Source organism: Peribacillus sp. P4_D6, from assembly GCF_056401795.1.
In genome coordinates, this window is record NZ_JBFUIQ010000025.1 from 1 (window position 1) to 22,791 (window position 22,791).

General features: G+C 40.3%; 20 protein-coding genes. 9 read left to right on the forward strand and 11 right to left on the reverse strand.

Annotated features, from left to right (window positions below):
* The 5 genes from AC1DVB_RS10600 to AC1DVB_RS10620 all read right to left on the reverse strand — a co-directional run.
* On the reverse strand, positions 1–505 hold a 505-nt coding region (locus tag AC1DVB_RS10600; RefSeq protein WP_477589199.1), incomplete at its 3' end, for an SDR family NAD(P)-dependent oxidoreductase.
* A gap of 309 nt (positions 506–814) precedes the next feature.
* The gene (gene ptsP / locus AC1DVB_RS10605; RefSeq protein ID WP_034314124.1) at positions 815–2,533 is read right to left on the reverse strand and encodes a phosphoenolpyruvate--protein phosphotransferase; all 1,719 of its coding nucleotides are present in this window, start codon (positions 2,531–2,533) and stop codon (positions 815–817) included.
* The gene (locus AC1DVB_RS10610) at positions 2,533–2,799 is read right to left on the reverse strand and encodes a phosphocarrier protein HPr (RefSeq protein ID WP_034314127.1); all 267 of its coding nucleotides are present in this window, start codon (positions 2,797–2,799) and stop codon (positions 2,533–2,535) included. Before AC1DVB_RS10610 ends, ptsP begins: the two co-directional genes overlap by 1 nt.
* Positions 2,800–3,001: 202 nt before the next feature.
* Positions 3,002–3,787 (reverse strand): ABC transporter permease, encoded by a 786-nt coding sequence (locus AC1DVB_RS10615; protein ID WP_477589201.1) that lies wholly within the window; start codon positions 3,785–3,787, stop codon positions 3,002–3,004.
* A complete protein-coding gene (locus AC1DVB_RS10620) occupies positions 3,787–4,416 on the reverse strand; it encodes an ABC transporter ATP-binding protein (protein ID WP_057279046.1) in 630 nt (209 codons plus the stop codon). The genes AC1DVB_RS10615 and AC1DVB_RS10620 overlap by 1 nt, the downstream gene beginning before the upstream one ends.
* A gap of 176 nt (positions 4,417–4,592) precedes the next feature.
* Between AC1DVB_RS10620 and AC1DVB_RS10625 the strand changes: the two genes are divergently transcribed.
* Positions 4,593–5,411: a thermonuclease family protein gene (locus AC1DVB_RS10625; protein ID WP_057279004.1), complete on the forward strand. Its 819-nt coding sequence runs from the start codon at positions 4,593–4,595 to the stop codon at positions 5,409–5,411.
* A gap of 1,046 nt (positions 5,412–6,457) precedes the next feature.
* On the forward strand, positions 6,458–6,952 hold the full coding sequence (locus AC1DVB_RS10630; protein WP_063576960.1) for a sigma-70 family RNA polymerase sigma factor: 495 nt from the start codon (positions 6,458–6,460) through the stop codon (positions 6,950–6,952).
* A gap of 47 nt (positions 6,953–6,999) precedes the next feature.
* Here AC1DVB_RS10630 and AC1DVB_RS10635 read toward each other — a convergent pair whose 3' ends face one another.
* A complete protein-coding gene (locus AC1DVB_RS10635; RefSeq protein ID WP_048678216.1) occupies positions 7,000–7,194 on the reverse strand; it encodes a hypothetical protein in 195 nt (64 codons plus the stop codon).
* A 452-nt stretch (positions 7,195–7,646) separates the two neighbouring features.
* Between AC1DVB_RS10635 and AC1DVB_RS10640 the strand changes: the two genes are divergently transcribed.
* Positions 7,647–7,823, forward strand: coding sequence for a YkvS family protein (locus tag AC1DVB_RS10640; protein ID WP_064505160.1), 177 nt, complete (start codon positions 7,647–7,649; stop codon positions 7,821–7,823).
* 193 nt (positions 7,824–8,016) lie between these two features.
* Positions 8,017–8,628, forward strand: a complete 612-nt coding sequence (locus AC1DVB_RS10645; RefSeq protein WP_145504949.1) for a hypothetical protein — start codon at positions 8,017–8,019, stop codon at positions 8,626–8,628.
* A 52-nt stretch (positions 8,629–8,680) separates the two neighbouring features.
* Here the strand turns inward: AC1DVB_RS10645 and AC1DVB_RS10650 are convergent, their stop codons facing one another.
* From AC1DVB_RS10650 to AC1DVB_RS10660, 3 genes are all read right to left on the reverse strand, one after another.
* Complete coding sequence (locus AC1DVB_RS10650) at positions 8,681–9,721, reverse strand: YkvI family membrane protein (RefSeq protein WP_477589204.1); 1,041 nt, start codon at positions 9,719–9,721, stop codon at positions 8,681–8,683.
* Positions 9,722–10,129: 408 nt separating this feature from the next.
* Positions 10,130–11,824 (reverse strand): M3 family oligoendopeptidase, encoded by a 1,695-nt coding sequence (locus AC1DVB_RS10655; protein WP_057279000.1) that lies wholly within the window; start codon positions 11,822–11,824, stop codon positions 10,130–10,132.
* A gap of 225 nt (positions 11,825–12,049) precedes the next feature.
* Complete coding sequence (locus AC1DVB_RS10660) at positions 12,050–12,487, reverse strand: MarR family winged helix-turn-helix transcriptional regulator (RefSeq protein WP_034314147.1); 438 nt, start codon at positions 12,485–12,487, stop codon at positions 12,050–12,052.
* Positions 12,488–12,643: 156 nt separating this feature from the next.
* Between AC1DVB_RS10660 and AC1DVB_RS10665 the strand changes: the two genes are divergently transcribed.
* The 3 genes from AC1DVB_RS10665 (at position 12,644) to AC1DVB_RS10675 (ending at position 16,338) form a co-directional block, all read left to right on the forward strand.
* Positions 12,644–14,140 (forward strand): ATP-binding protein, encoded by a 1,497-nt coding sequence (locus AC1DVB_RS10665; protein WP_170946956.1) that lies wholly within the window; start codon positions 12,644–12,646, stop codon positions 14,138–14,140.
* Between the two features lie 129 nt (positions 14,141–14,269).
* Positions 14,270–15,493, forward strand: a complete 1,224-nt coding sequence (locus tag AC1DVB_RS10670) for an MFS transporter (protein ID WP_057279045.1) — start codon at positions 14,270–14,272, stop codon at positions 15,491–15,493.
* Positions 15,494–15,606: 113 nt separating this feature from the next.
* Positions 15,607–16,338, forward strand: a complete 732-nt coding sequence (locus AC1DVB_RS10675) for a ZIP family metal transporter (protein WP_057278998.1) — start codon at positions 15,607–15,609, stop codon at positions 16,336–16,338.
* Between the two features lie 294 nt (positions 16,339–16,632).
* Here the strand turns inward: AC1DVB_RS10675 and AC1DVB_RS10680 are convergent, their stop codons facing one another.
* Both AC1DVB_RS10680 and AC1DVB_RS10685 read right to left on the reverse strand, forming a co-directional pair.
* Positions 16,633–16,875 carry an aspartyl-phosphate phosphatase Spo0E family protein gene (locus tag AC1DVB_RS10680; RefSeq protein WP_034314155.1) on the reverse strand — a complete coding sequence of 81 codons (243 nt, stop codon included), beginning with the start codon at positions 16,873–16,875 and terminating at the stop codon, positions 16,633–16,635.
* A gap of 467 nt (positions 16,876–17,342) precedes the next feature.
* The gene (locus tag AC1DVB_RS10685) at positions 17,343–19,502 is read right to left on the reverse strand and encodes a PAS domain S-box protein (protein ID WP_454862144.1); all 2,160 of its coding nucleotides are present in this window, start codon (positions 19,500–19,502) and stop codon (positions 17,343–17,345) included.
* A gap of 277 nt (positions 19,503–19,779) precedes the next feature.
* Here AC1DVB_RS10685 and AC1DVB_RS10690 point away from each other — a divergent pair, with 277 nt between their 5' ends.
* Positions 19,780–20,805, forward strand: coding sequence for an acyltransferase family protein (locus AC1DVB_RS10690; protein ID WP_063596374.1), 1,026 nt, complete (start codon positions 19,780–19,782; stop codon positions 20,803–20,805).
* 204 nt (positions 20,806–21,009) lie between these two features.
* Positions 21,010–22,770, forward strand: a complete 1,761-nt coding sequence (locus AC1DVB_RS10695) for a B12-binding domain-containing radical SAM protein (RefSeq protein WP_477589208.1) — start codon at positions 21,010–21,012, stop codon at positions 22,768–22,770.
* Positions 22,771–22,791 lie beyond the last annotated feature (21 nt).

Genomic DNA, 22,791 nt, shown 5'->3' on the forward strand with positions numbered 1-22,791 from the left:
TCCTCGACCAACCAACGATAGCCGTCCCGCATCTATTCGATAATATCAGTCCTGGAATCGGTTCCTTAATGGATGAAGAAGCAATATTAACGATTTTCCCGCCTTGTTTTTTTAAATGTGGCAAGCTCTCACGAATCGTCCTTATGAAGCTTAGTAAATTAAGTTCAAAAGATTGTTGCCATTCTTCATCATTGAAATCTGAAAAAGAACCTCCTGGAGGACCTCCGGCATTATTAATAAGAATATCGATACCGCCGAATTCTTCAGCGGTTTGCGCAACCAGGCTTTTAATATCTTCAGCTTTTGTTATATCCGTTACCTTATAAGAAACTTTACCCGTCCCAAGCTGTGATAATTCCCTTTGTACGGCGGCTAGCTTTTCCCCATCACGGCTGGCTAGCATGACATTTGCTCCTTCTTTAACCAATTCGGCTGCCATAGCCATCCCCAAACCTTGACTTGAAGCTAAAATCAAGGCGTTTTTCTTTTCCAAATGTAATTCCATATTATATCTAACCTCCATCTTCTTAAAAATATAATTCCATTATATCGTTATAACCGTAAAGTGAAAAATCCGAATAATCATTCTTGTGATTTTTTATTTGCAAAAAAAATAGCCGGCTGGATAACCAACCGGCTTCAAAGGGGGAAATGAGAATGTCAGCTGCCCTAAAAGAGCTAAACAACTGTGCTTGCTTTTTATTTACCCCTATTTTGGTGCAATAAACATTTTTTCTTTAAAGTAAACAAGAATTACAGGACATCACCCCATCCGAAGGTTCTAATGGATGGGGTGCTGTTTTCCTGATTTTAATTATTTCTTCAAAGCGTTAACAACCGCTTCTTTCACATTATCATTCGTGTCCAGCCCCAGAACTTCCTGAGATAATTTTTTCATCTCTTCAAGCGAAAGTTGGCTAATTAAAGAACGTGCTTTTAAAATCGAAGTGGCACTCATTGAGAATTCATCAAGGCCCAATCCGATTAAAATCGGGATGGCCACTTCATCTCCAGCCATTTCCCCGCACATACCAGCCCATTTCCCTTCTTTATGAGCTGCATCTATGACCATTTTAACCAAGCGTAAAATCGCTGGATTGTATGGTTGATATAAATAAGATACTCTCTCATTCATTCGGTCAGCGGCCATCGTATACTGAATCAAGTCATTAGTGCCTATGCTGAAGAAATCGACTTCCTTAGCAAATATATCCGCCATCACTGCAGTTGAAGGGATTTCAACCATGATTCCGACTTCAATCTTTTCGGCAACTTGAATACCATTATCAAGCAATTCCTGCCTGACTTCAGCCAAGACGGCTTTAGCTTCGCGGAATTCAGCCAGTGTTGCAATCATCGGGAACATGATCTTCAAATCCCCGTAAATGCTTGCACGAAGCAGGGCACGCAGCTGGGTCCGGAAAATCTCCTGCTCATTTAAGCAAAGGCGAATCGCACGGTAGCCAAGGAAAGGGTTCATTTCCTTAGGAAGCTCTAAATAAGGCAACTCCTTGTCTCCGCCTATATCAAGCGTTCTGACGACTACAGGCTTCCCTGACATTCCTTCCAGCACAGCTTTGTATGCTTCGAACTGTTCTTCTTCACTTGGAAAGTCATTTCTGCCCATATAAAGAAATTCCGTACGATATAACCCGATGCCTTCACCGCCATTTTGATGTACGCCCTCCAGATCTTTCGGCGTGCCAATATTGGCTGCCAATTCCACATGGTGGCCATCATTCGTAACGGTTTTTTCATGAACAAGTTTCGCCCACTCAGCTTTTTGCCTGGCATAGGCTTCCTGCTCCTCTTCGTAGCGTTTCACGAGTTCAGGAGTGGGATTGATGTGGACTTCACCCTTTAACCCGTCAATTATGACCAAGTCACCATTTTCAATGGAAGAGGTCACTGACTTCGCTCCAACGACTGCTGGAATTTCCAATGAACGGGCCATTATGGCTGAATGGGATGTACGTCCACCGATATCGGTCGTGAATCCTTTAACATATGCCGGATTCAACTGTGCTGTATCGGATGGAGTCAAATCCTCCGCAATGATGATCACTTCTTCAGCAATCATGCTCGGATTAGGAATATGAACACCTAAAAGATGTGACAGCACCCGTTTCGTGACGTCACGGATATCCGCTGCTCGTTCCTTCATGTATTCATTATCCATTTGTTCAAACATCGTAATGAACATGCTTGCGGTTTCATTTAAGGAAAACTCTGCGTTGACGTTTTCTGATTGTATTTTATCCTGAATTGGAGTGATAAGTTCCGGATCAGCCAAAACAAGCAGGTGCGCGTCAAAGATTGCGGCTTTATCGGCCCCTAGATCCTTTTCGGCTTTATCCCTGATTATTTCCAATTCATTTATTGACTTTTGAATAGCTTCCTTAAAACGGGATATTTCCGCCCCAACATCTTCTATGCTTCTTTTTACAATCGATAAATCTGGCTCAGTCAGTCGATAGGCTTTAGCGATGGCTATTCCGTTTGAAGCTGCTATTCCACTAATCAAAGTGGACATTATTCTGCTAATCCTTCTCTGTTCAACGTTTCAGCAAGTGTGTTCAGTGCATCATTTTCATCGCTTCCTTCAGCAGAAATCGTAATTTCCGCACCTTTGCCGATACCTAGGGACATTACACCCATAATGGACTTAAGGTTCACTTTTTTCTCTTTATATGCAAGGTTTATTTCTGAATCAAATTTTCCTGCAGCTTGTACTAGCAATGTTGCCGGACGCGCGTGAATTCCTGTTTCTGCAGTTACTGTAAATGTTTTTTCTACCATATAGATCAATCTCCTTTAAGATAAATTAACAAAAATAGGTTATGTAAGGGGTTTTCTCTATCCAAATGAAAAAAGAAATGCCCTTTTCCTTATCAGGATAGCATTATCATTCCCAACAAACAAACCAAAACTATTGGTACCTACAAAATAGTACAAAAATATAGATGGAACTGCAACTATTACTTTTCAGATTCTTCAATGATTAAATGGACAGCTGTGCATTTTTGGTAAAAAAAGCCCTGAAACTCAGCATAATGAAAAGGACCACCGTTAATGAAACACTTCCGAGAATTCCAATCAAAATCGCAATCTGGTACTCAATAGCAATTAGCGGGCTTATCCCCGAAATGATTTGCCCTGTCATCATTCCTGGAAGGAAGATAATCCCCATCCCGAGCATATTGTTCAAAGTCGGGAGCACAGCCGAGTCGAATGCAGCATCCACATATTTCTTCACAGCCCTCGCTGGAGTCGCTCCAAGCATCAACATCGCTTCTACCCTTTCACGATTACCGCTTATCCCTTCATGAAGGTTCTTAAGCGCCAATGTCACTCCGGTCATGGCATTCCCCACGATCATCCCTGCAATTGGAATGAAGTACCTCGGCTCATACCATGGCGTGAAATGAATCACGACCACATTAAAATAAAACAAGGCAGCCATGGGACCTGACAACATACTTAAGATAACGATCCTTTTGATTTTCTTATTAAGAGTATGGGACACTTGCTTAAAAATATTATGGATGGAAAATAGGGCCATCGCACATAAAAATCMTAAAGAAAGTAATGGGTGGGGATTTTCAAAGATATATGTCAAAACATATCCTGCGAGAATGAGTTGGACAGTCATCCGCACCGTGGCGAGCATGATTTGCTTTTCCCGTGTAATCCCGCGCCACTTCACGATTATGAGCAGAATCACTACAAACACGTAGGCCGCACAAAGACGCCAGAACTCAATATCTATTATCCCATTCGACTCCATTAATAGTCACTCTCCTTCGCCTTTTTCAGAACGATCCTATGCTCAGCACACATGTCCGCCAGCTGTTTTGAATGGGTTATCATGATGACCGTTCCTTTTTCCCGCTTCACTTCTTCTAAAAAACGCCCCATGACCGTCAGCTCGGCTTCCTCATCAAGAGCTGAAGTCGGCTCATCCAATAAATACACGTCGGGGTTTAATAAAAGTAACCTCGCCAGTGCCAGTCTCTGTTTCTCCCCGCCAGAAAGATATTCCGCACCCTCGTCTAAGGACTTCTGTAACTGGACCGTTTCAAGTGCTTTAACCAATTCTTCTTTATCCTTTCTTTCCCGTTCCGTCAATTCCAGGCCAATCTGAAGATTTTCTTCAATCGTACCCGGTAAAGTGAATGGTGCCTGAGAAAGCATTGTGACTTTACGCCGGAGCTCTATCGGGTTGAATTCATCCAGCAACTGATCCTGATAATAAATCGAACCGCTATCCGGGTCATCCATCCTGTTCAATAACCGTAGCAGCGAGGTTTTTCCTGAACCGCTTTCCCCAGTCAAACAAGTAACCATACACGCCGGTATTTCCAAATCATCAATATTCAAAATCCCTTTATATTTAATATTTTCTAGCCTGAATATCATTTTACCCGCCTGCCTCCCTTACTCCACGATATCATTATAAGAAACTATCCTGATATGGGGTAGCGATGCATGTAAAGATTTTCATTTTCTTTCGCATTTTTATAGGTTAGTATTATTCCTGCCGAATATATCCATGAAGACGTGGAACACCTTAATAAATGGAGGGACTTATCATGAACGGAAATTCCTTTTTACATTCTTACCTGAATGTTTTTCTCCTTACTGCACTTTGCCTAATCACGTTGTCTGGCTGCCAGGCAGCTTCAGATAACGTGATCAATCAATCCAAACAGGAAGATTCACTTTCCAACGAAGACACCCGTTCCAGTGCGGATTCTTCAAATGAAGAAAAAGGCAAGACATTCACTGCCGAGATCATCAAAGTTATTGACGGAGATACAGTAAAAATCAAAATGACTAATGGAAATCAAGAAACGGTCAGGCTCCTGTTGATAGATACTCCAGAAACCGTGCACCCATCCAAGCCCGTTCAGCCTTTTGGACCTGAAGCAAGCAAGTTCGCCAAGGAACTCATGCCTTCGGGCTCTAAAGTGGAAGTAGAAACCGGCATAGGTGAAAGAGATAAATACGGCCGGCTGCTGGCCTATTTTTATGTAGATGGTAAAATGGTGAATAAACTCCTGCTAGAAAAAGGACTGGCGAGGGTAGCCTATGTTTATGCACCGAACACGAAATACCTTGATGAATTGGAAAATATTCAAAAACAAGCCCAACAAGACGAAATCGGTATTTGGTCAATTGAAAACTATGCAACTTCAAAAGGGTTCGATGATTCGAAGTCAAAAGAAGCATCCGTGGAAAAGCCCACTGGGTCTTGCAATAACCCGCAAATTAAAGGGAATATAAATTCCAAAGGCAATAAAATTTATCACATTCCTTCGGGCCAATATTACGAAATAACTAAACCAGAAGAAATGTTTTGTACTGAAAAAGACGCACAGGATGCTGGATTCAGAAAATCGCAAAGTTAACAAATACATTGGTTTTATTATTTCAAAAATCCGCTCCCCTTCCGCCGACTGTCTGCCAAGCCTCCTCGACGCAAGCGCCTGCGGGGTCTCGGCCAGCCAGTTATTCGGCTGGAGTGTAGCAAATTTCTCCATCCATTAATTAGTACAGGATATACTAGTCTTATATAGGGTTCGGAATAAGACAAGCCAGCTGTTTTYTCTTTTAAAACACAAAGTTGATTGGAACGGAAGGTACGAGACTCCTGCGGAAAAAGCGTGGCAAGGGGGACCCCCGCAGGCGTGCCGAGGAGGCTCCCGGAACGTCCGCGGAAAGCGAGTGACTGAAGTGGAAATCTGAATTTTACACCGCCTCAAAAAAACTGCGGACAAAAGGATTTCTATCTTTTAAAACAAAGTTGATTGGAACGGAAGGTACGAGACTCCTGCGGGGAAAAGCGCGTTCTAAGGGAGACACCGCAGGCGCGCCGAGGAGGCTCCCTGACCGCCTGCGGAAAAAGCGTGGCAAGGGAGACCCCACAGGCTTAAAGAGCGCCGAGGGGCTCCCGGAACACCCGCGGAAAGCGAGTGCCTGAAGTGGAAATCTAAATTTTACACCGCCTCAAAAAACTGTGGACAAAAGGATTTCTATGTTTTAAAACAAAGTTGATTGGAACGGAAGGTACGAGACTCCTGCAGGAAAAGCGGTCTGAGGGGGACCCCCGCAGGCGTGCCGAGGAGGCTCCCAGATGATGAAGTGGAAATCAAAGTTGAACTATAAAATATATCCTTGTTTTAAATGAGGCCATTCCAAACTACCCTTGTCGACAAACGGAACATGATGTTTCGGCACATCCAATCTTAGGATGTGTTTTTTCATTTGGTCCCACACACTCAGTATTTCCTTAATTATCCTTTTCTTATCAAAAAGGTTCTCTTAGCTCCTTTAAAACCCACTTGTTATTACCGCCATTTTTCGGTTATGCCATTTGGCTTTATCCGATCGATTTATTTATGGTAGAAGCACCCGGGAATACAGGAAAGTGCACTTTCTAAAGGTGACTTGCTTAATGAAAGATTTCTCAGCGCTAACGGAAGAATTCACCCCGATGATCCATCATATTATCCGCTCACTTTCCATCTATAAAAATAAGGAAGAATATTTTCAAGTAGGCTTGATCGCTTTATGGGAGTCATTAGGGAATTTCAATGAGGAATACGGACAATTCTCCAACTATGCCTATACGGTAATCAAAGGCAAAATTCTGAACGAATTAAAGCATCATCATAAATATGAAATCCGTACCGAACCCTTTGATTCCTTCCTATTAGAGATGATTAAAGATCCTTTTTCAATGCATGAAGAGGCATTTGCGATCGAAAATATATTAACCTATACGGAAGGATTGACACTGAATCAGCAACGCTGGCTTTTACAGACATACCTTGAAAATAAAACCGTGACTGAAATAGCTGAGATATATCAAGTTACTGCTGCAGCCGTCAAATCATGGAGAAAGTCCGCTTTAAATAAATTAAGGAAACAATTGATTTTTCCATTATAAATAATTGGGGGCGGCTCAATCATGAGCCACCCCCAATTATACATCCATCAACTTCTTGCTTCTTCTAAATACGTATAAATTATCACACCGTTATGTTGAGCATTCCCCCGAAAATGTTTAAAGTCATCCCTATTAACAAGAACCTCACGAAAAGCTAAAAATTCTTCTTTTGTTATCCGGAACTCTTCCATTTCCCGATTTGCCAATTTATCGAGTACTTCTTTTGCTTCCTCTGCATTCATATATTATCCTCCTTAATTATCGAATGTTCCATCATTTTCAGACAGGAGAAATTCCGCTTTCATTTTAACATAAACTTGCCACTTAATATAAATCGGAATTTTTTGTTGCCCACTTACTACATTATTCTTTACGAATGCTTTAAAATAGTGCAAACTGTATATTAAAATATCATAATGTAAAATGATTGGCATTTTTTGTACATATAATTACATACTGGTACGCATAACTGCGTTTGCAAGATATACCAAATTATGCCACATCTTTACAACGCTCCATTACAAGAATCGTACCTCCTTTTAAAAGTTTAGCTTACTGTACCGACATAAGAGATAACTAATTCTCTTACTAGCACTTCCCACGTCAAAATCTAAACGGCAAGATGTTCGAATAATCCAATTACTCCATTGTTACTTTTTGATCATTGGAAACAAAATGGGAAAGGATGATTACCATGAAGAAAGCGGAAGTTGGAAATATCATTGAATTTAGAGAAGGCTTAAAAGGAATCGTCGAGAAAGTGAACGAGAACTCAGTAATCGTGGACGTCACGTATATGGAAAATTATCGTGATTTGGAGCTTGAACAAAAAACAGTCGTAAACCATAAAAATTATAAAATCATAGGATAATTCAATTTATCAAACGGGATGGTTACTAGATGACCATTCCGTTTTTCACTTTTTAGCAATCGCCCCATTCGATTCCCCCGCTTTTTGTAACCATTTCCATTTCATGCCGTCTAATTCATTAAAGGGAAAAGCACCTGTATGTGATGCAGGAATATCCAGTTTGAAATTTCTATCAGAAAGAGGAGGGAAACACATGACATGTTGGACACGTTATATTGGCTGTGTCACATTCGCCGCTTTTCTGCTGACTGGATGCGGTACGGCCACAGACGAAAATGCAGATGAGCCACAGGAAGATTCAATAGAAGAGGAGAACGGAGGCAACACTTCTCAAAGAGGCAATCGTAATAAAATAAGACTGATGGAGCAAAACCTGCAGTATACAATGAACGGGGAAGCAAAAGAAAAAACAGCATTCCTAAAAAAAAGCGATAATCAACCGTTCAGCCTCTATGTTTTGCAACAATTCAGGTTAAGTGCCGAAGAACCTGGAAAAGATATTGTGTTCCTGATTGAAGATGACTCCATTTATATGAGAATCGAATTGTTGAAGGCCGATGTCAGTTGGGATGAGGTGGAAGAAAATGTTCAAGACCAGCTGAAAAGCATTTCAGAAACGATTAGGGATCCTTCACTCGATATCGAGAGCGGCACAGGATTTGAAGTGGAAAGTGGGGATGATGTCATCACTTCCATTTTGCTCAAGGATGAAAAAGCCCCCGTCCGCTTAACGATGTTCACGAAAAAAGATAAAGATTACCGGGATGCTTTTCTAGAGATGGCTAAGACGCTGATGAAAGGGTGACCATTGATTTCCTCATGGTACGGAGGGCTAGGGCCAGGCCCCCCGTTCTCCATTACTCCTTGCCTGCCTTGCTCTTCCAGACCAGCACTAAAAAAAGGAGGCTTATGTATCCAAAAACCGGATAAATATATCCTAGTAACCTTCCATATCCGAATTCACTAATGACTAAAGCTACTAAAAAGATCACCGCTATGATCAGCATGCTTGGCAATTTAATATAACTGCTGATTTGCCTCTGTAAGCCATATATGTTTCCGATGACCGATGTGAATATCTCTCCGTATATCACCAAAATGAACATCCAATACAACTGACCGGCCGCAGTTCTCATAATAACTGCTGAAGGAATTTCATAACGATTCACGTCAGGAAGTGTCATAAGTGAAAAATGCCCCGTCAATAAAATGATGGTCAGGAATATCCCTCCAAGAATTGCTCCATGCTTAATGACCTTCTCATCTCGAACTTCATACGCAACCGGAACCAGCACAGCCTGTGCCAAAGCAAGATTAAAGGCTGTGTAGGCAAAGGGGGACAAAATCATTTTCACGGTGATCACTTCATCCGGAACTTTTGTAAGGGTCTTAAAGAAATCCCCATTACCTAAAGTCGAGAAAAAAAGAATCACGCTAAAGCAGATCATGATTGGTACAACAAACGAGTTCACAGTGAAAACACCGCGCATGCCCATCATCAGCACCAAGGATGCCAGGATGATCGTAGACCAACTTCCTATACTTTTAGGCACGCCAAGTTGTTCTTCAAAAACGGCTCCAGAACCCGAAATCATGACAGCCGTCACCCCTAACAGCATGATAAGGAAAAAGAAGTTGATGATTCCCGCTATTTTCCTCCCAAAAAGAAATTGATTGAACTCCTCATACGAAGATGCTCTGATCCTTGCGGAAATGAGCATGATTTTCGTCCCGGTGAATATGAAAATATAACCTGCTATTAAAATCCCGATAAAGCCATAAAAACCATAACGGGTAAAAAACTCGACAACCTCTTTTCCAGTTGCAAACCCTGCACCGACGACTGTGCCTACATAAACCGCTGCAATCTGAAAACTCCCTGACCATCTTGACAGCATACTCTCCCCTCCTCCCTACATTTATATGTAAGGAAGAGATATTTAAGACAAGCCGGGCGATATTCCTTTCGTCGGCTGTTTTTTTCCTCGGTTTCATTCTCTCACAGTGCAGTCTGAAACCCCCTATGCATTTCACTTTGAAGCATCATTCCGAATGCAGGAATATTTAAAAAAACGCTTGGAATAATCTCCAAGCGTTCAGACTGTATACTAAATAATAAACGTACCAGTTGATTCCAGAAATTCACTCCCTTTCCGCCGACTGTCTTTCATGCCGCATCATTGCAAGCACCTCGGCAGGAGTGTGGCAAATTTCTTCAGTCCAATAAGGTTTCATTCTATATAAAAAAGTGTTCATGAAGGATAACCAAGTCTTCTTTTATAATCATGGTTCAGAGTTAGACCATTTCATAATGCCTTATCATCAACAGTGGAGAGCCATTCGTCTATCACCTTCACAACGGACTGTACAGTACCGTCAACAAACGGTGATTTCAGATTCGCAGATTCAACGAGATCAAGGAAGGACTTGCTGCCTCCAAGTTGGCACAGATTCAAATAATCCTCCCAAGCCGTTTCATCTTTTTCAGTCGACCTTTTCCAGAATTGGAAAGCACAAATCTGGGCCAATGTATAGTCGATATAATAAAAGGGTGATTGATAAATGTGGCTTTGCCGTTGCCAATACCCGCCATGCTCCAAGAATTCATTTCCTTCATAATCGCGATGCGGCAAATATTCCATCTCGATCTTACGCCAAGCCTGCTTTCTTTCAACGGGGGAGGCATTAGGATTTTCATAGACAAAATGCTGAAATTCATCAACAGCTACCCCATACGGGAGGAATATGAGGGCACCGCTTAAATGGGAAAACTTATATTTTTCCGTATCTCCCTTGAAAAATAGCTCCATCCATGGCCAAGTTAGAAATTCCATGCTCATCGAATGGATTTCACATGCTTCATATGTAGGCCAATAATATTCAGGAATATCAAGATCACGGCTGCGATACACTTGGAATGCATGACCTGCCTCATGTGTCAAAACATCAATATCCCCGGAAGTACCATTGAAATTAGAAAAGATGAATGGAGCTTTATAGTCTTCTATAAAAGTACAGTAGCCACCGCTTTCTTTTCCTTTTTTCGCTACAAGGTCCATCAGGTCATTATCAATCATATAGTTGAAAAACTGATTCGTTTCAGGCGATAGTTCCTGGTACATCCTTTTCCCATTTCCGATGATCCACTCAGCATCGCCTTTTGGAACGGCATTACCCGTTCTAAAATGAAAATTCTCATCATAATAGTTCAGCTTCTCCAATCCAAGACGTTCCCGCTGCCGTTCCTTCAGCCGGGTGACAAGCGGTACCACTTCCTCTTTCACCTGCTTGCGGAATGCAGCAACCATATCAGCATCATAATCAGTCCTTGTCATTCGATAATACCCAAGTTCCACGAAATTCCCATAACCCAGCGCTGTCGAAATCCCATTCCTCACCTTGACAAGTTCATCGAATATACGATCCAATTCCTCCTGCTTTTCTTCAAAGAAACCGTAATATGCCTCACTTGCATTTTTCCTTAACTCACGGTCCGAGGACTCCATAAAAGGCTGAAGCTGCGCAAGCGTTAATTCTTTTCCATCGAAGCGAATTTTTGCAGAGGCAATTAATTGTGAATACTCACTTGATAATTTATTTTCTTTTTGCAGCTGTGGTATGATTTCGGGCGAAAAGGTTTTGAGTTGGGCCTCTGCCAGGTCAAATAGTTGAGTTCCCCATTTCTCCTCAAGCTCCTTACGGAATTTCGAGCGAACGAGATCATTGTAAAATTTCGAGGTCAATTCTTCCATTTCAGGGGAGAAGTCATCTAAGTAATCATTCTCCGCTTTATAAAAAACATCATTGGTATCTATGGAATGCCGGATATAGACTAAATTAAACATCGTACCTACATAATTTCGTATTCCGTTTATTTCTTCCATGGCTTTTATTTGTGCATCGGCATTTGCAGCATCCGTAAACTTTTCCAAAGCTTTCATGAACCGGGTTTTAATTTCATCCATTTCAGGCCGCTTATATTCATACTCATTAAATTTCATATGTAAACTCCCTTTCGAATATAAAACATTTTTTCTGTATAACCAGTGTGACGTTATCCAATCGAATTCGTTTCCAAGTAACATTCACCATTATCACGGTTGTCGTAATGTAATTTAATTCGCCATTGCTTATTAAAAACCTTTTTATGTCGCTAAAACAAATTCATGTTTTATCAGACAAAAAAAAACAGCACCTGTAGTCAAATCCAGGTGCTGGTTCTTTAGCTAATTTTGAGCGGAATACCCAATCTTTTTAAGCAATTCGATCACGGTCGCCTTTTCATCTTGCGTAAGTACACTCATGATATCATCGATTCTTTTTTCATGCTCAGGAAATACTCCTTCAATAAAGGCCTTTCCTTTATCGGTTATCTTTGCAAAGGTTACACGGCGATCCTCTTTACATGCTATGCGCTGCAGATATTCCTTCTGTTCAAGTTTATCCACGACATAGGTAATGCTGCCGCTGGCTAGCAGGATTTTTCCGCCTATTTGCTGAAGAGGCTGATCCCCTTTATGATAAAGCAATTCCAGTACTGCAAACTCAGTTGGATTCAAACCCTCTTCAGCTATATGTTTATTAACCACATCATTAATGGATCGATGAGCTCTAGACATCACAATGAACAGTTTCAAAGACTGTTGGATGTTATTATTCTCCATAACTTCACAACCTTAAAAATTTTTAATTAAAATATCTTGAATTAAAAGTTATTATATGACATTAAGGATTTTTTGTCAATCTGCCCTGTTAGTATGCACTATTGTTTAATCAATCATTTTGATATACTTGAAAAAAAAGCTAAAGTAGTGACAAACATGAAAACGAGGCATAAATTCACCACATACCTACTTATTGTTATTTTACCATTAATTTTTCTCTCTATCATTTATTGGATGCATTTAGAACGTTCCCTTCAAAAAGAAAGACAGGAACAAGCTGAATGGGCGGGAACGGTTTATCAAGAATACATAGATCAAGTTATAAGGGAAACGAAGGAAAACCTTGAGTTGCTTAGCCTTAGCAGTTCCGTGCTTTATATGGATGATAAAAAAACCGAACTTCTTATGAACTGGATCAAAGATACAGATTCCAGGTATGCCGGAGTATATTGGCTAAATCGCGACGGTGTTTCCATTTCGGGTACGAATAAGAATTTCCATCATTACCATTTAATCGAACAAAATGATATAGAACGTGCAGTAAAAACTCAAAAAGCAGTTGTAGCAGGAACAAAGGAGCTTTATAACGCTCATTTTAATTATTTTTCCATTTTTGCTCCCATACTGGATCAAGATAAAAAAGTGCAAGGGTTTTTATTGGCACATATCAGGCTGGATCATATGGAAAAAATATTAAAAATGCTCAGCCCTGGTCATACCTTTATATTGGAAACAAAGGACAAAACCCGAATTTTAGATATAAATGCCGAGGGATTCAATGGACATTCAACATGGGTGGATGTTCCTTTGACCGAAGTCGATTGGAAACTGTCCGTCAAAGTGCCCGACAAGATTAACACAAATAACATGAATGTTTTTTTAATGCTTGTCTTTTTCACCTTCTTTATTACTCACATGATTTATATCATCATGGAGGAACTGATCGTTCGCAGGCATGCCAAAAACCAAAAATTACTAAACGAAAGCCAAAAAATAGATTTTGTCGGTACATTGGCTGCAAGTACTGCACATGAAATAAAAAACCCACTTACCGGCATAAAGGGGCTAGTTCAGTTACTGGTAGAAAAACACCCTGAGGAGCAAGATCAGTTCTATTACTCTGTCATCATGAAGGAAATTGAACGGATCAATAGCATCGTCAGCGAATTTTTGATTTTAGGAAAGCCAATGGTACAAACTTTATCCTTATATGATATTCGCAGTATCATTGCTGAATTGAGACCAATAATAGAATCAGAAGCACGCCACTTCAATATTGAAGTGGAATGGAATATCATAAAGGAGCCAATCCTGGTTCATTGTACAAAGGACCAACTCAAACAAGTCATTCTCAACATTGCCAAAAACGGTTTCGAGGCCATGGAAGTTGGGAAAAAGTTAAGGATTCGAATTCACCATGAAAATGAATGGGCTAAAATCATGATCATCGATAACGGGCAAGGACTGACTGAAAAAGATATAGGGAAAGTGTTCGATCCCTTCTATACATCGAAAAAAGAAGGAACGGGATTAGGGCTATTTGTGTGTAAACGAATCATTGAATCTTTTAAAGGCACCATCGAGTTTTCAAGTAAACCTCTGGTCGGTACAACCGTTACAATCAGCTTGCCGCTTATAAAAGACCACACTTAGCAATACTTTTTTTCATGAAGGCTAGTAACGATCCCGATTTATTTAAAGGTGTCATGCATACGGTGCATGCTTATTGAATCTATTTATGGAATAGGTAAAAATCTTAATAAGGAAGAAGGATATATACAGATGGGAAGTATCGCTGCCATTAAAACAAAAACGCAAAAACAAGATATGACTCTGAAAATCATGATCATCATAGGCATATGCCATTTAATGAATGATTCTCTTCAGGCCGTCGTACCGGCCATGTTCCCAATCCTCGAAAAATCAATGTCGCTTTCATATACACAGCTTGGAATGATTGCATTCTGCCTGAATATCGTCTCATCGCTCCTGCAACCGGCAGTTGGGTTTTATACGGATAAAAAACCGTTTCCATATGCATTGCCCATTGGGTTGACCAGTACTTTAATCGGGGTCATCATTCTCGCAATTGCCCCAAACTATACCATTATCCTTGGTGCAGTCATCCTGATGGGCTTAGGGTCGGCCATATTCCATCCGGAAGGCTCCAGGGTTGCCTACATGGCAGGCGGACCAAAGAGAGGCCTGGCACAATCCATTTATCAGGTCGGCGGGAATAGCGGGCAGGCACTTGCCCCACTCATCACAGCCATCGTACTTGTTCCATTTGGTCAAAAGGGCGCACTCTGGTTTGCCCTGGTTGCCTTAATGGCCGTTATCCTATTGCTGTATATTGCCAATTGGTATGCCCAAAAATTAGTTCACTTCCAGCCTAAAAAGCTTGCTGCAAAAATAATCAATAAAGAGCGGTCCCATCAAGTGGCCAAAGCCCTGGTATTGATTTTATTCATAATCTTTGCCCGTTCCTGGTATGTATCGTGCATGACGAACTTTTATAGTTTTTATTTGATCGAACAGTATTCATTCACGATAAAAGCCGCACAATTTTTCCTATTTGCCTTTTTGGCAGCTGGTGCTGTTGGTACTTTTTTCGGAGGCCCGCTTGCTGATAGATTCGGACGTAAAAACATCATTTTCTTTTCTTTCGCTGCCAGCATGCCAATAACCGCACTTTTACCATTCGTACCTCCTACAGCCGCTTTTATCTTATTATTGATAGCGGGATTCATTATAATGAGCAGTTTTTCCGTCACGGTAATATACGCACAGGAATTGGTCCCGGGAAAAGTCGGTACGATGGCAGGCTTGACCGTAGGTTTAGCCTTCGGAATGGGTGCCATTGGATCCGTTTCATTGGGAGCCATTGCAGATATAATTGGAATTGAATCCATGATTAAACTAGTCGGATTCCTGCCATTACTGGGAATCATCAGCATATTGCTACCGTCTGATCTAACATTGAAAAAATGGTATGCAGAAGATTGATGCAAAATGGTTTTTTCCAGGAACATATTCTTTATGTCTAAATACAATGAATTATTGTTTCACCCAAAAATCCGCAAAGAAGTAACGATAAGTACCTTACAAAGGAGAAATTTATGAGTGGAGTTTTATTAGGAAGCATCCTATCTGCTATGTCTACAGGGTTTGGTGCGTTACCGATCTTGTTCATTCAAGGTTCAATCACACATCGATTCAGAGACACGCTACTGGCATTTACCGCTGGAATCATGATGGCTGCTTCGTTATTGAGCCTGATCCCGGAGTCTCTGGCCACCGGAGGGTATATTCAGCTGGTAATTGGGGTTTTTCTCGGGGTAATGACATTAACGGTCATGGAGCAAAACATTCCTCATATCGATCTCAGCCATACGAAAAGTGGTATTCAGTTCGATGAAAAGGCCTTGCTCATCATCACTGCCATTACACTCCATAATATTCCTGAGGGGCTTTCTGTCGGGGTCAGTTACGCCTCTGATACAGCTGATACAGGTAACTTGATCGCTTTTGCCATCGGCCTGCAAAATGCTCCGGAAGGCTTACTGGTCGCCTTGTTTTTAATTAATCAAAAAATCGGTAAACTCACAGCATTCCTGATTGCAACCTTAACCGGCACCATCGAAATAATTACAGGCTTACTGGGTTATTATTTAACCTCTTACATTGGGTTCCTGGTTCCATACGGCCTAGCTTTCGCCGCCGGGGCCATGCTTTTCATTGTTTATAAGGAACTGATTCCCGAAAGCCATGGGGATGGTAATGAACGCACATCCACCTATTCCTTCATTATCGGCCTTTTGTTCATGGTCATATTATTGGAAATTTTATAATTGCGGTACTTCCATGGCTGGCTCCATCAAGTGAGTCAGCTCTTACTTTTTATTTATCAGTGTATTCCATTCAGAAAAATTAAGACTTCTAAACCAATCCGATGCACGAAGGACACCTTCTGGTGACCTCCCCTCGATATATACCCCAAATCCAAAGGAAATTCAAAAGATATATTCTTGTTTATATAAGTCTTTCTTTATTTGTTTTCAGATATGATTCATTTCACCAGAAATCACACAAAGTTGATTGTCTCTTGCCTGCTAATATAAAAAGTCATGGGCATTCAGTTCCTTCTAAAAGGAAATGTCTTCATTAAAGGGCTGCTGTACAATAACAACCATTTCATCTCGCTTATTTCTCACTTCCACTGATGAATGATGTTGAAGGATCAGATACTCATTTATAAGTTTGTCAAGCTGCTCACTTTGGCGAAGGGTATACTCATGGCCAAGTCCATACATTTTCGCCAACTCCATCATTTCCCAACGCTTCATTCGAATCTCAGAACAAATTTCCGTTGCACACCTAGAATTCATAACTACATTCACTACTCCTGCCCTTTTAAAGTTACATTATAATAAAGAAGTATTACAAAATATGCCTTATATGTAAATAGATTCGCAAAAAAAGACAAAACTTCTTAAATTGCGATATGGCTTGGTCCATCAGCAGACAGGATATGACGGAAATTCCTAAGCATAAGCATCATATATTGATCAGGAAAATTTCATATGAAGCCAGTTCCGAAAATCGCTTTGAAAGATTCCCCTATTTGGATGCTATTATTAGTTTTCGCATATTCAATTCGAGCAAATAATTTCTCAATGATTTAAAAGCAGGACAGCCCCTTAAGTGAAGCAAAAATGTTTATCATTATTACAACCCTCATTTGAAATCCCAGGATAATTATGATGGAACAAAAAAGGAATCCGATAAAGGATCCCTAATGAAGTATCCATGCTTTCCGTTAACTTAAGAAAGGTATAGAGCATCCCCTTCTACATTACTCGAATGGCAAATAAATATGAAAGCTCGTCCCTTTTCCCACTTCGCTTTCCACTTCTATATAGCCATTGTGTTCTTCAATGATTTTATAGCTGACCATGAGCCCCAGTCCTGTTCCCCTATCCTTCGTCGTATAAAAAGGTTCACCCAATTTTTTTAGCATTTCCGTTGAAATCCCCATGCCTTTATCAGTAATTGAAATGCAAACGTATTTCTCTGAAAATCGGCTTGTTTTAATGTGAACAGATCCGCCATCCGGCATGACTTCCAATGCATTTTTGATGATATTAATGAACACTTGCTTTAACTGGTTCGCTTCACATAAAACCTTACATTCATCTTCTTCAAAGTTTGTCTCGAATTGAATATTTTCCAACAGTGCCTGAGCGGCCAGTAATTCCAGTGTCTCTCTCAATATGGTATGAACGTCCTGTTTGAAAACTTTTAGCGCCTGCGGCTTTGCCAGAACCAAAAATTCCGTGATAATGGTTTCGATTCGCTTAATTTCGGATGTAATCACATGAAAATATGTGGAAAACTCCCCTTTAACACCATCCTCAAGCAACTGGATAAAACCTTTTAAAGCTGTCATTGGATTCCTGATTTCGTGAGCAATACCTGCCGCCAATTCACCAACGACATTCAAAGTATCCGATTTACGGATTTGTTCCTGCATTTCGAGATTTTTACTCACATCACGGAAAATGCTTAAATTCAGATTCGAATATAAATTTTTCCTCGTCAAAAATTCAATATGCTTAACTCTTCCATCTTCGAATGTTATCGGAATGATGGAGGAGTATACCTCATGCTTATAAACATTTTCAATGTGAGAGTTCAATTCTGGAGCATTTTCAGGAATTTTTTCGATGAACCCCTTAACAGATAAAGAAAGCAGTTTGCGCTTCGAAATTTCCAATATTTTCTGACCCGCTTCATTAATATCCGTGAACCCTTCATGATTCCATAAAATCAGGCCGTCTAATGTTCCCTCAAAAATCTTCCTGAACTTCTTCTCACTATCCCTTAATTCCTTCTCAATCAGCCAGCGCTCACTGACATTTCGAAAGATCGTTACGTTATATCCGTCACCTTCATGTTTTTTTGCAGTCAATTCTAGCAATTTAATTTGGTTATTAGGCATTTTATAAATCAGCTCACCCCGCACCTGGGTGTCTCTTTCAAAAGTTTCCATCATCTGACTAAAATGGTGATTGTTGCTGTAAACGTATTTCCAGATATAACTGCCAATCAAATCCTCCCTGCTGGATTCGAATATTTTACATGCTGAATGATTGACCCGAAAAATGATCCCGTCATCATTCCAGAATATGATTGCATCCATGGACTGGTCGAATAATTCCGCAAAAATCCGTTCGCTCGTCTCTAACTTTTTTTCTATTATATTTGATTCTGTAATTCTTCCAAGCACAGACATATATAGTTCATTTCCTACCGTTGAACTTATCGAAAAAGTAAAATGATGCAGTTCATCCCCGACCTTTATCTCTACCTCCCCTTTATAGTTCGACTCATCAAAGGCTCTTTGTATGCTCTCATCCCAATATCCCCGATAATCTGGGGAGATGAGGTCCCTCATATTCTTACCGACAATCTCTTTTTTCGGAATGCCCAAGGCATGGATAAAGGCATGGTTCACTTCCATTATTATTCCTGAACTGTCGAATAGAACGATGCTTTCTATGGCTGTATCGAAAATGTCCAAAAACATCTGTCTTGACATCCCTGTTTCCCTTGACGAAGAAACATCCAATGTCACATCCCCCAAACGATAGAACTGCTGTCCTTCGGAAAGTGATCCCATTCGTATAAACTCTATTTGCTTAAGGGCTCCGGTATGTAGCTGGATAATTTGCCTTTCACTTTCATTCGAGGTTTTTAGGGTGCTTGACACTTCCTGGTTATTTAAAGGGATGACATCGAGAAAATCAGTTATCCTCATGGACTCCAGTTGATCTTTAGGTGTTTCCAGAAGGGCACAAGCGGCATCATTGGCATAAGTGAGACGCAGTTCCTCATCAATCCTGATATAAGGCTCTGACATTGAATCGAACATATTCAGAAACCCTTCGATCTGTTTATTCAATTTTAAAATTTCCTGTTTATATTCCGTTTCATTCTCATAACCGATATTCATATTAACCCCCCTCATCGAAACCCATACCTACCCAACCATATTCGACATCCATCTTGATTTTCCTCGGTATTTTTCGAAAATCAGCACAAACACCTTTATCCAAAATTAACCTATATATCAAATGATAGTATATTGAATGCTGTAAAACTTAGCGTTAAGCTTAATTTAAGGTTTTTATAATAAATTTAATAAATAATGATTTAGTACAAGGTATTTAGGGAATAAGAAATAACAATGCTTTCTAGCTACCTTAAAATTTATTAAATGGAGGCAATAAATGAAACAACGTGATTTTTTCTTCGATAACGCCAAGTTCATTCTCATGGCATTTGTCGTCTTTGGTCATTTGCTGAATACGTATATACATGACAGTGAAACGATATATGCTTTATATAAAACCATTTATTCCTTTCACATGCCTGCCTTTATCCTTGTTTCAGGATTCTTTGCGAAAGGTTTTTATCAAAAAGGGTATTTAGGTAAAATTACTAAAAAGCTGATTTTACCCTACATCATTTTCCAATTGATATATACCGTTTACTATTATTTCTTATATGAACGTTCCGCCATCACTGTAGACCTGCTTGACCCCCAATGGTCGCTATGGTTCTTGATCAGTTTATTCTGTTGGAACATCATGCTGCTTGGTTTCTCAAAGCTAAAGCCATCAGTAGGCATAGGTTTATCTTTAATAATCGCATTATTGATTGGTTATATAGACAATATTTCCAATTACCTTAGTCTCTCCAGGACATTCGTTTTTTTCCCGATGTTTTTGATTGGGTACCATTTAAGCAAGGAACATTTAAAAAAACTATTCACTCCCAAAGTTCGTTTGGCATCACTTATTGTCATGTTAGTGATTTTTATCGGTTTTTATTTAAATACCGATATTAATTATAAATGGCTGCTCGGTTCGAAACCATATGCCGAACTTGAAGATGCGACAATCGTGTCCATGTTTAAACGCCTGGGATTTTATGGATTGAGCATCATTTCAGTGTTCAGCTTCCTTTCGTTCATCCCACGCAGACAATATTTCTTTACGAATTGGGGTAAACAAACCCTTTATGTGTATCTGCTGCATGGTTTCTTCATTCGTTTCTTCCGCGAAAGCACCATACAGGAATACTTCAGCAATACAGAGAGTTTTATCATGCTCGCCGGACTCTCTTTCTTGATTACCGTGTTATTATCAAGTGAAATGATCGCTTCCATGGCACAGCCGATCATCGAATTGAAGGCGACCAAAACAAAACGATTCATGACTAAAACGAAAGACTATATTAAACAAGCGTTTTAAATAAAACGGATGAAGCATTTCCTGCTTTATCCGTTTTTTCAAATTCGATTTCTTATCCGACTTTCAAGCAGAAAAGATTCCCCTTCAATACCATAACTCATTTTTCAAATGGAGCACGCTATGGTAAAATAACTCGTTAGTGCTTGTTGGCTTAAAAAGACATGTACACGAAAGGAGCCAGGCGTTTCTTTTACGCCCTTTAACATGAATATAATAATCAGTACTCTTAACGCAAAATATATCCATACATCGCTATCCATCCGATATTTAAAAGCTTACGCCCAGCCTGATTATGATGTCCAGCTGGCAGAATATACGATAAAAGATCCAATTATGAACATCGTTGGTGACCTTCATTCCAAAAAACCTGATGTCATAGGGTTCAGCTGCTATATTTGGAACATCGAGGAAACAACGAAAGTCGTAGCCATGCTTAAAAAAATCAACCCGGAATTGGTCATCATTCTCGGCGGACCTGAAGTCACCTATGATGTTGGGGAATGGCTTGATCAGATTCCCGGGGCTGATTTCATCGTAATCGGTGAAGGTGAAGTCACCTTCAAGGCCCTTTTATCYGAAATTGAAGGTTCGAATGACTATAAGAAGATCGGCGGCATTGCGTACCGACAGGATGGAAAAAAAATCATCCAGCCTCAGAACGGCAAGGTTGATTTAAAATCCCTCCCTTCTCCATATCGTTTGGAGGAAGACCGCGGCGACCTATCTAAACGTGTCACCTATATCGAAACTAGCCGAGGTTGCCCGTTCAGCTGCCAATTTTGCCTTTCATCGATTGAAGTGGGTGTCAGGTATTTTGATCGTGAAAAGATTAAAGAAGATATCAGGTACCTTATGGCTAATGGTGCAAAGACCATTAAGTTCGTTGACCGAACCTTCAATATCAGCCGAAGCTATGCCATGGAGATGTTTCAATTCTTAATCGATGAGCATCTTCCCGGTGTGGTTTTCCAGTTCGAGATCACGGCGGACATCATGCGTCCGGAAGTTATCCAGTTCTTGAACGACAATGCCCCTGCAGGACTGTTCCGCTTTGAAATAGGGGTACAATCGACGAATGATCATACGAATGATCTAGTAATGAGAAGACAGAATTTCGAAAAACTGACCAGGACCGTAACCATGGTAAAAGATGGTCAGAAAATTGATCAGCATTTAGACCTTATTGCCGGTTTACCGGAAGAAGATTATCATTCTTTCCGAAAGACCTTCAATGATGTTTTCGAGCTTAGACCCGAAGAGATGCAGCTTGGTTTCTTAAAGATGCTTCGTGGAACCGGCTTACGGATACGAGCCGATGAACACCAATATATATACAGCGAACATGCTCCTTATGAAATATTGGGGAATAATGTTTTATCCTTCGATGACATTGTCCGCATTAAACAAGTTGAAGATGTACTTGAAAAATACTGGAACGATCATAGAATGGATCATACTACGGAATATCTTGTCAATACGGTATTTCAATCACCGTTCGACTTCTTTCAAGATTTCGGTACCTATTGGGATGAACAAGGGTGGTCACGAATCGGCCATCAGCTTGAAGACTTGTTCAGACGTTTACAGCAGTTTTTGGCTTCCCGGGAATCTGCCGAACTGAAAAACATTATCGGACTCATGAAATTGGATTATTTCATGAATCAAAAATACAAACCACGTAAACCTTGGTGGGAAGCTTCATTAGATAAAAGTGGTCGGAAAGAGATATATGAATATATTCTCAATAAGCCTGAACAGCTTGGTTCCTCTTTCACAGCTTTGGCCCTGAATGAAAAAGAAATACACAAACACACGTTGCTCGAGGCACTTCCCTTTGATTTGGAAACGTATTTAGCCGAGGGAACAATCGTCGATAAACCTTCATTCATGCTTGCCTATTTTGATCCGAGTGGTAAGGGATCAACGATTTTCCCTCTTTCAAAATCCGGCAGCATCATGCTTTAATAATAAGGACGGACCCAAGGC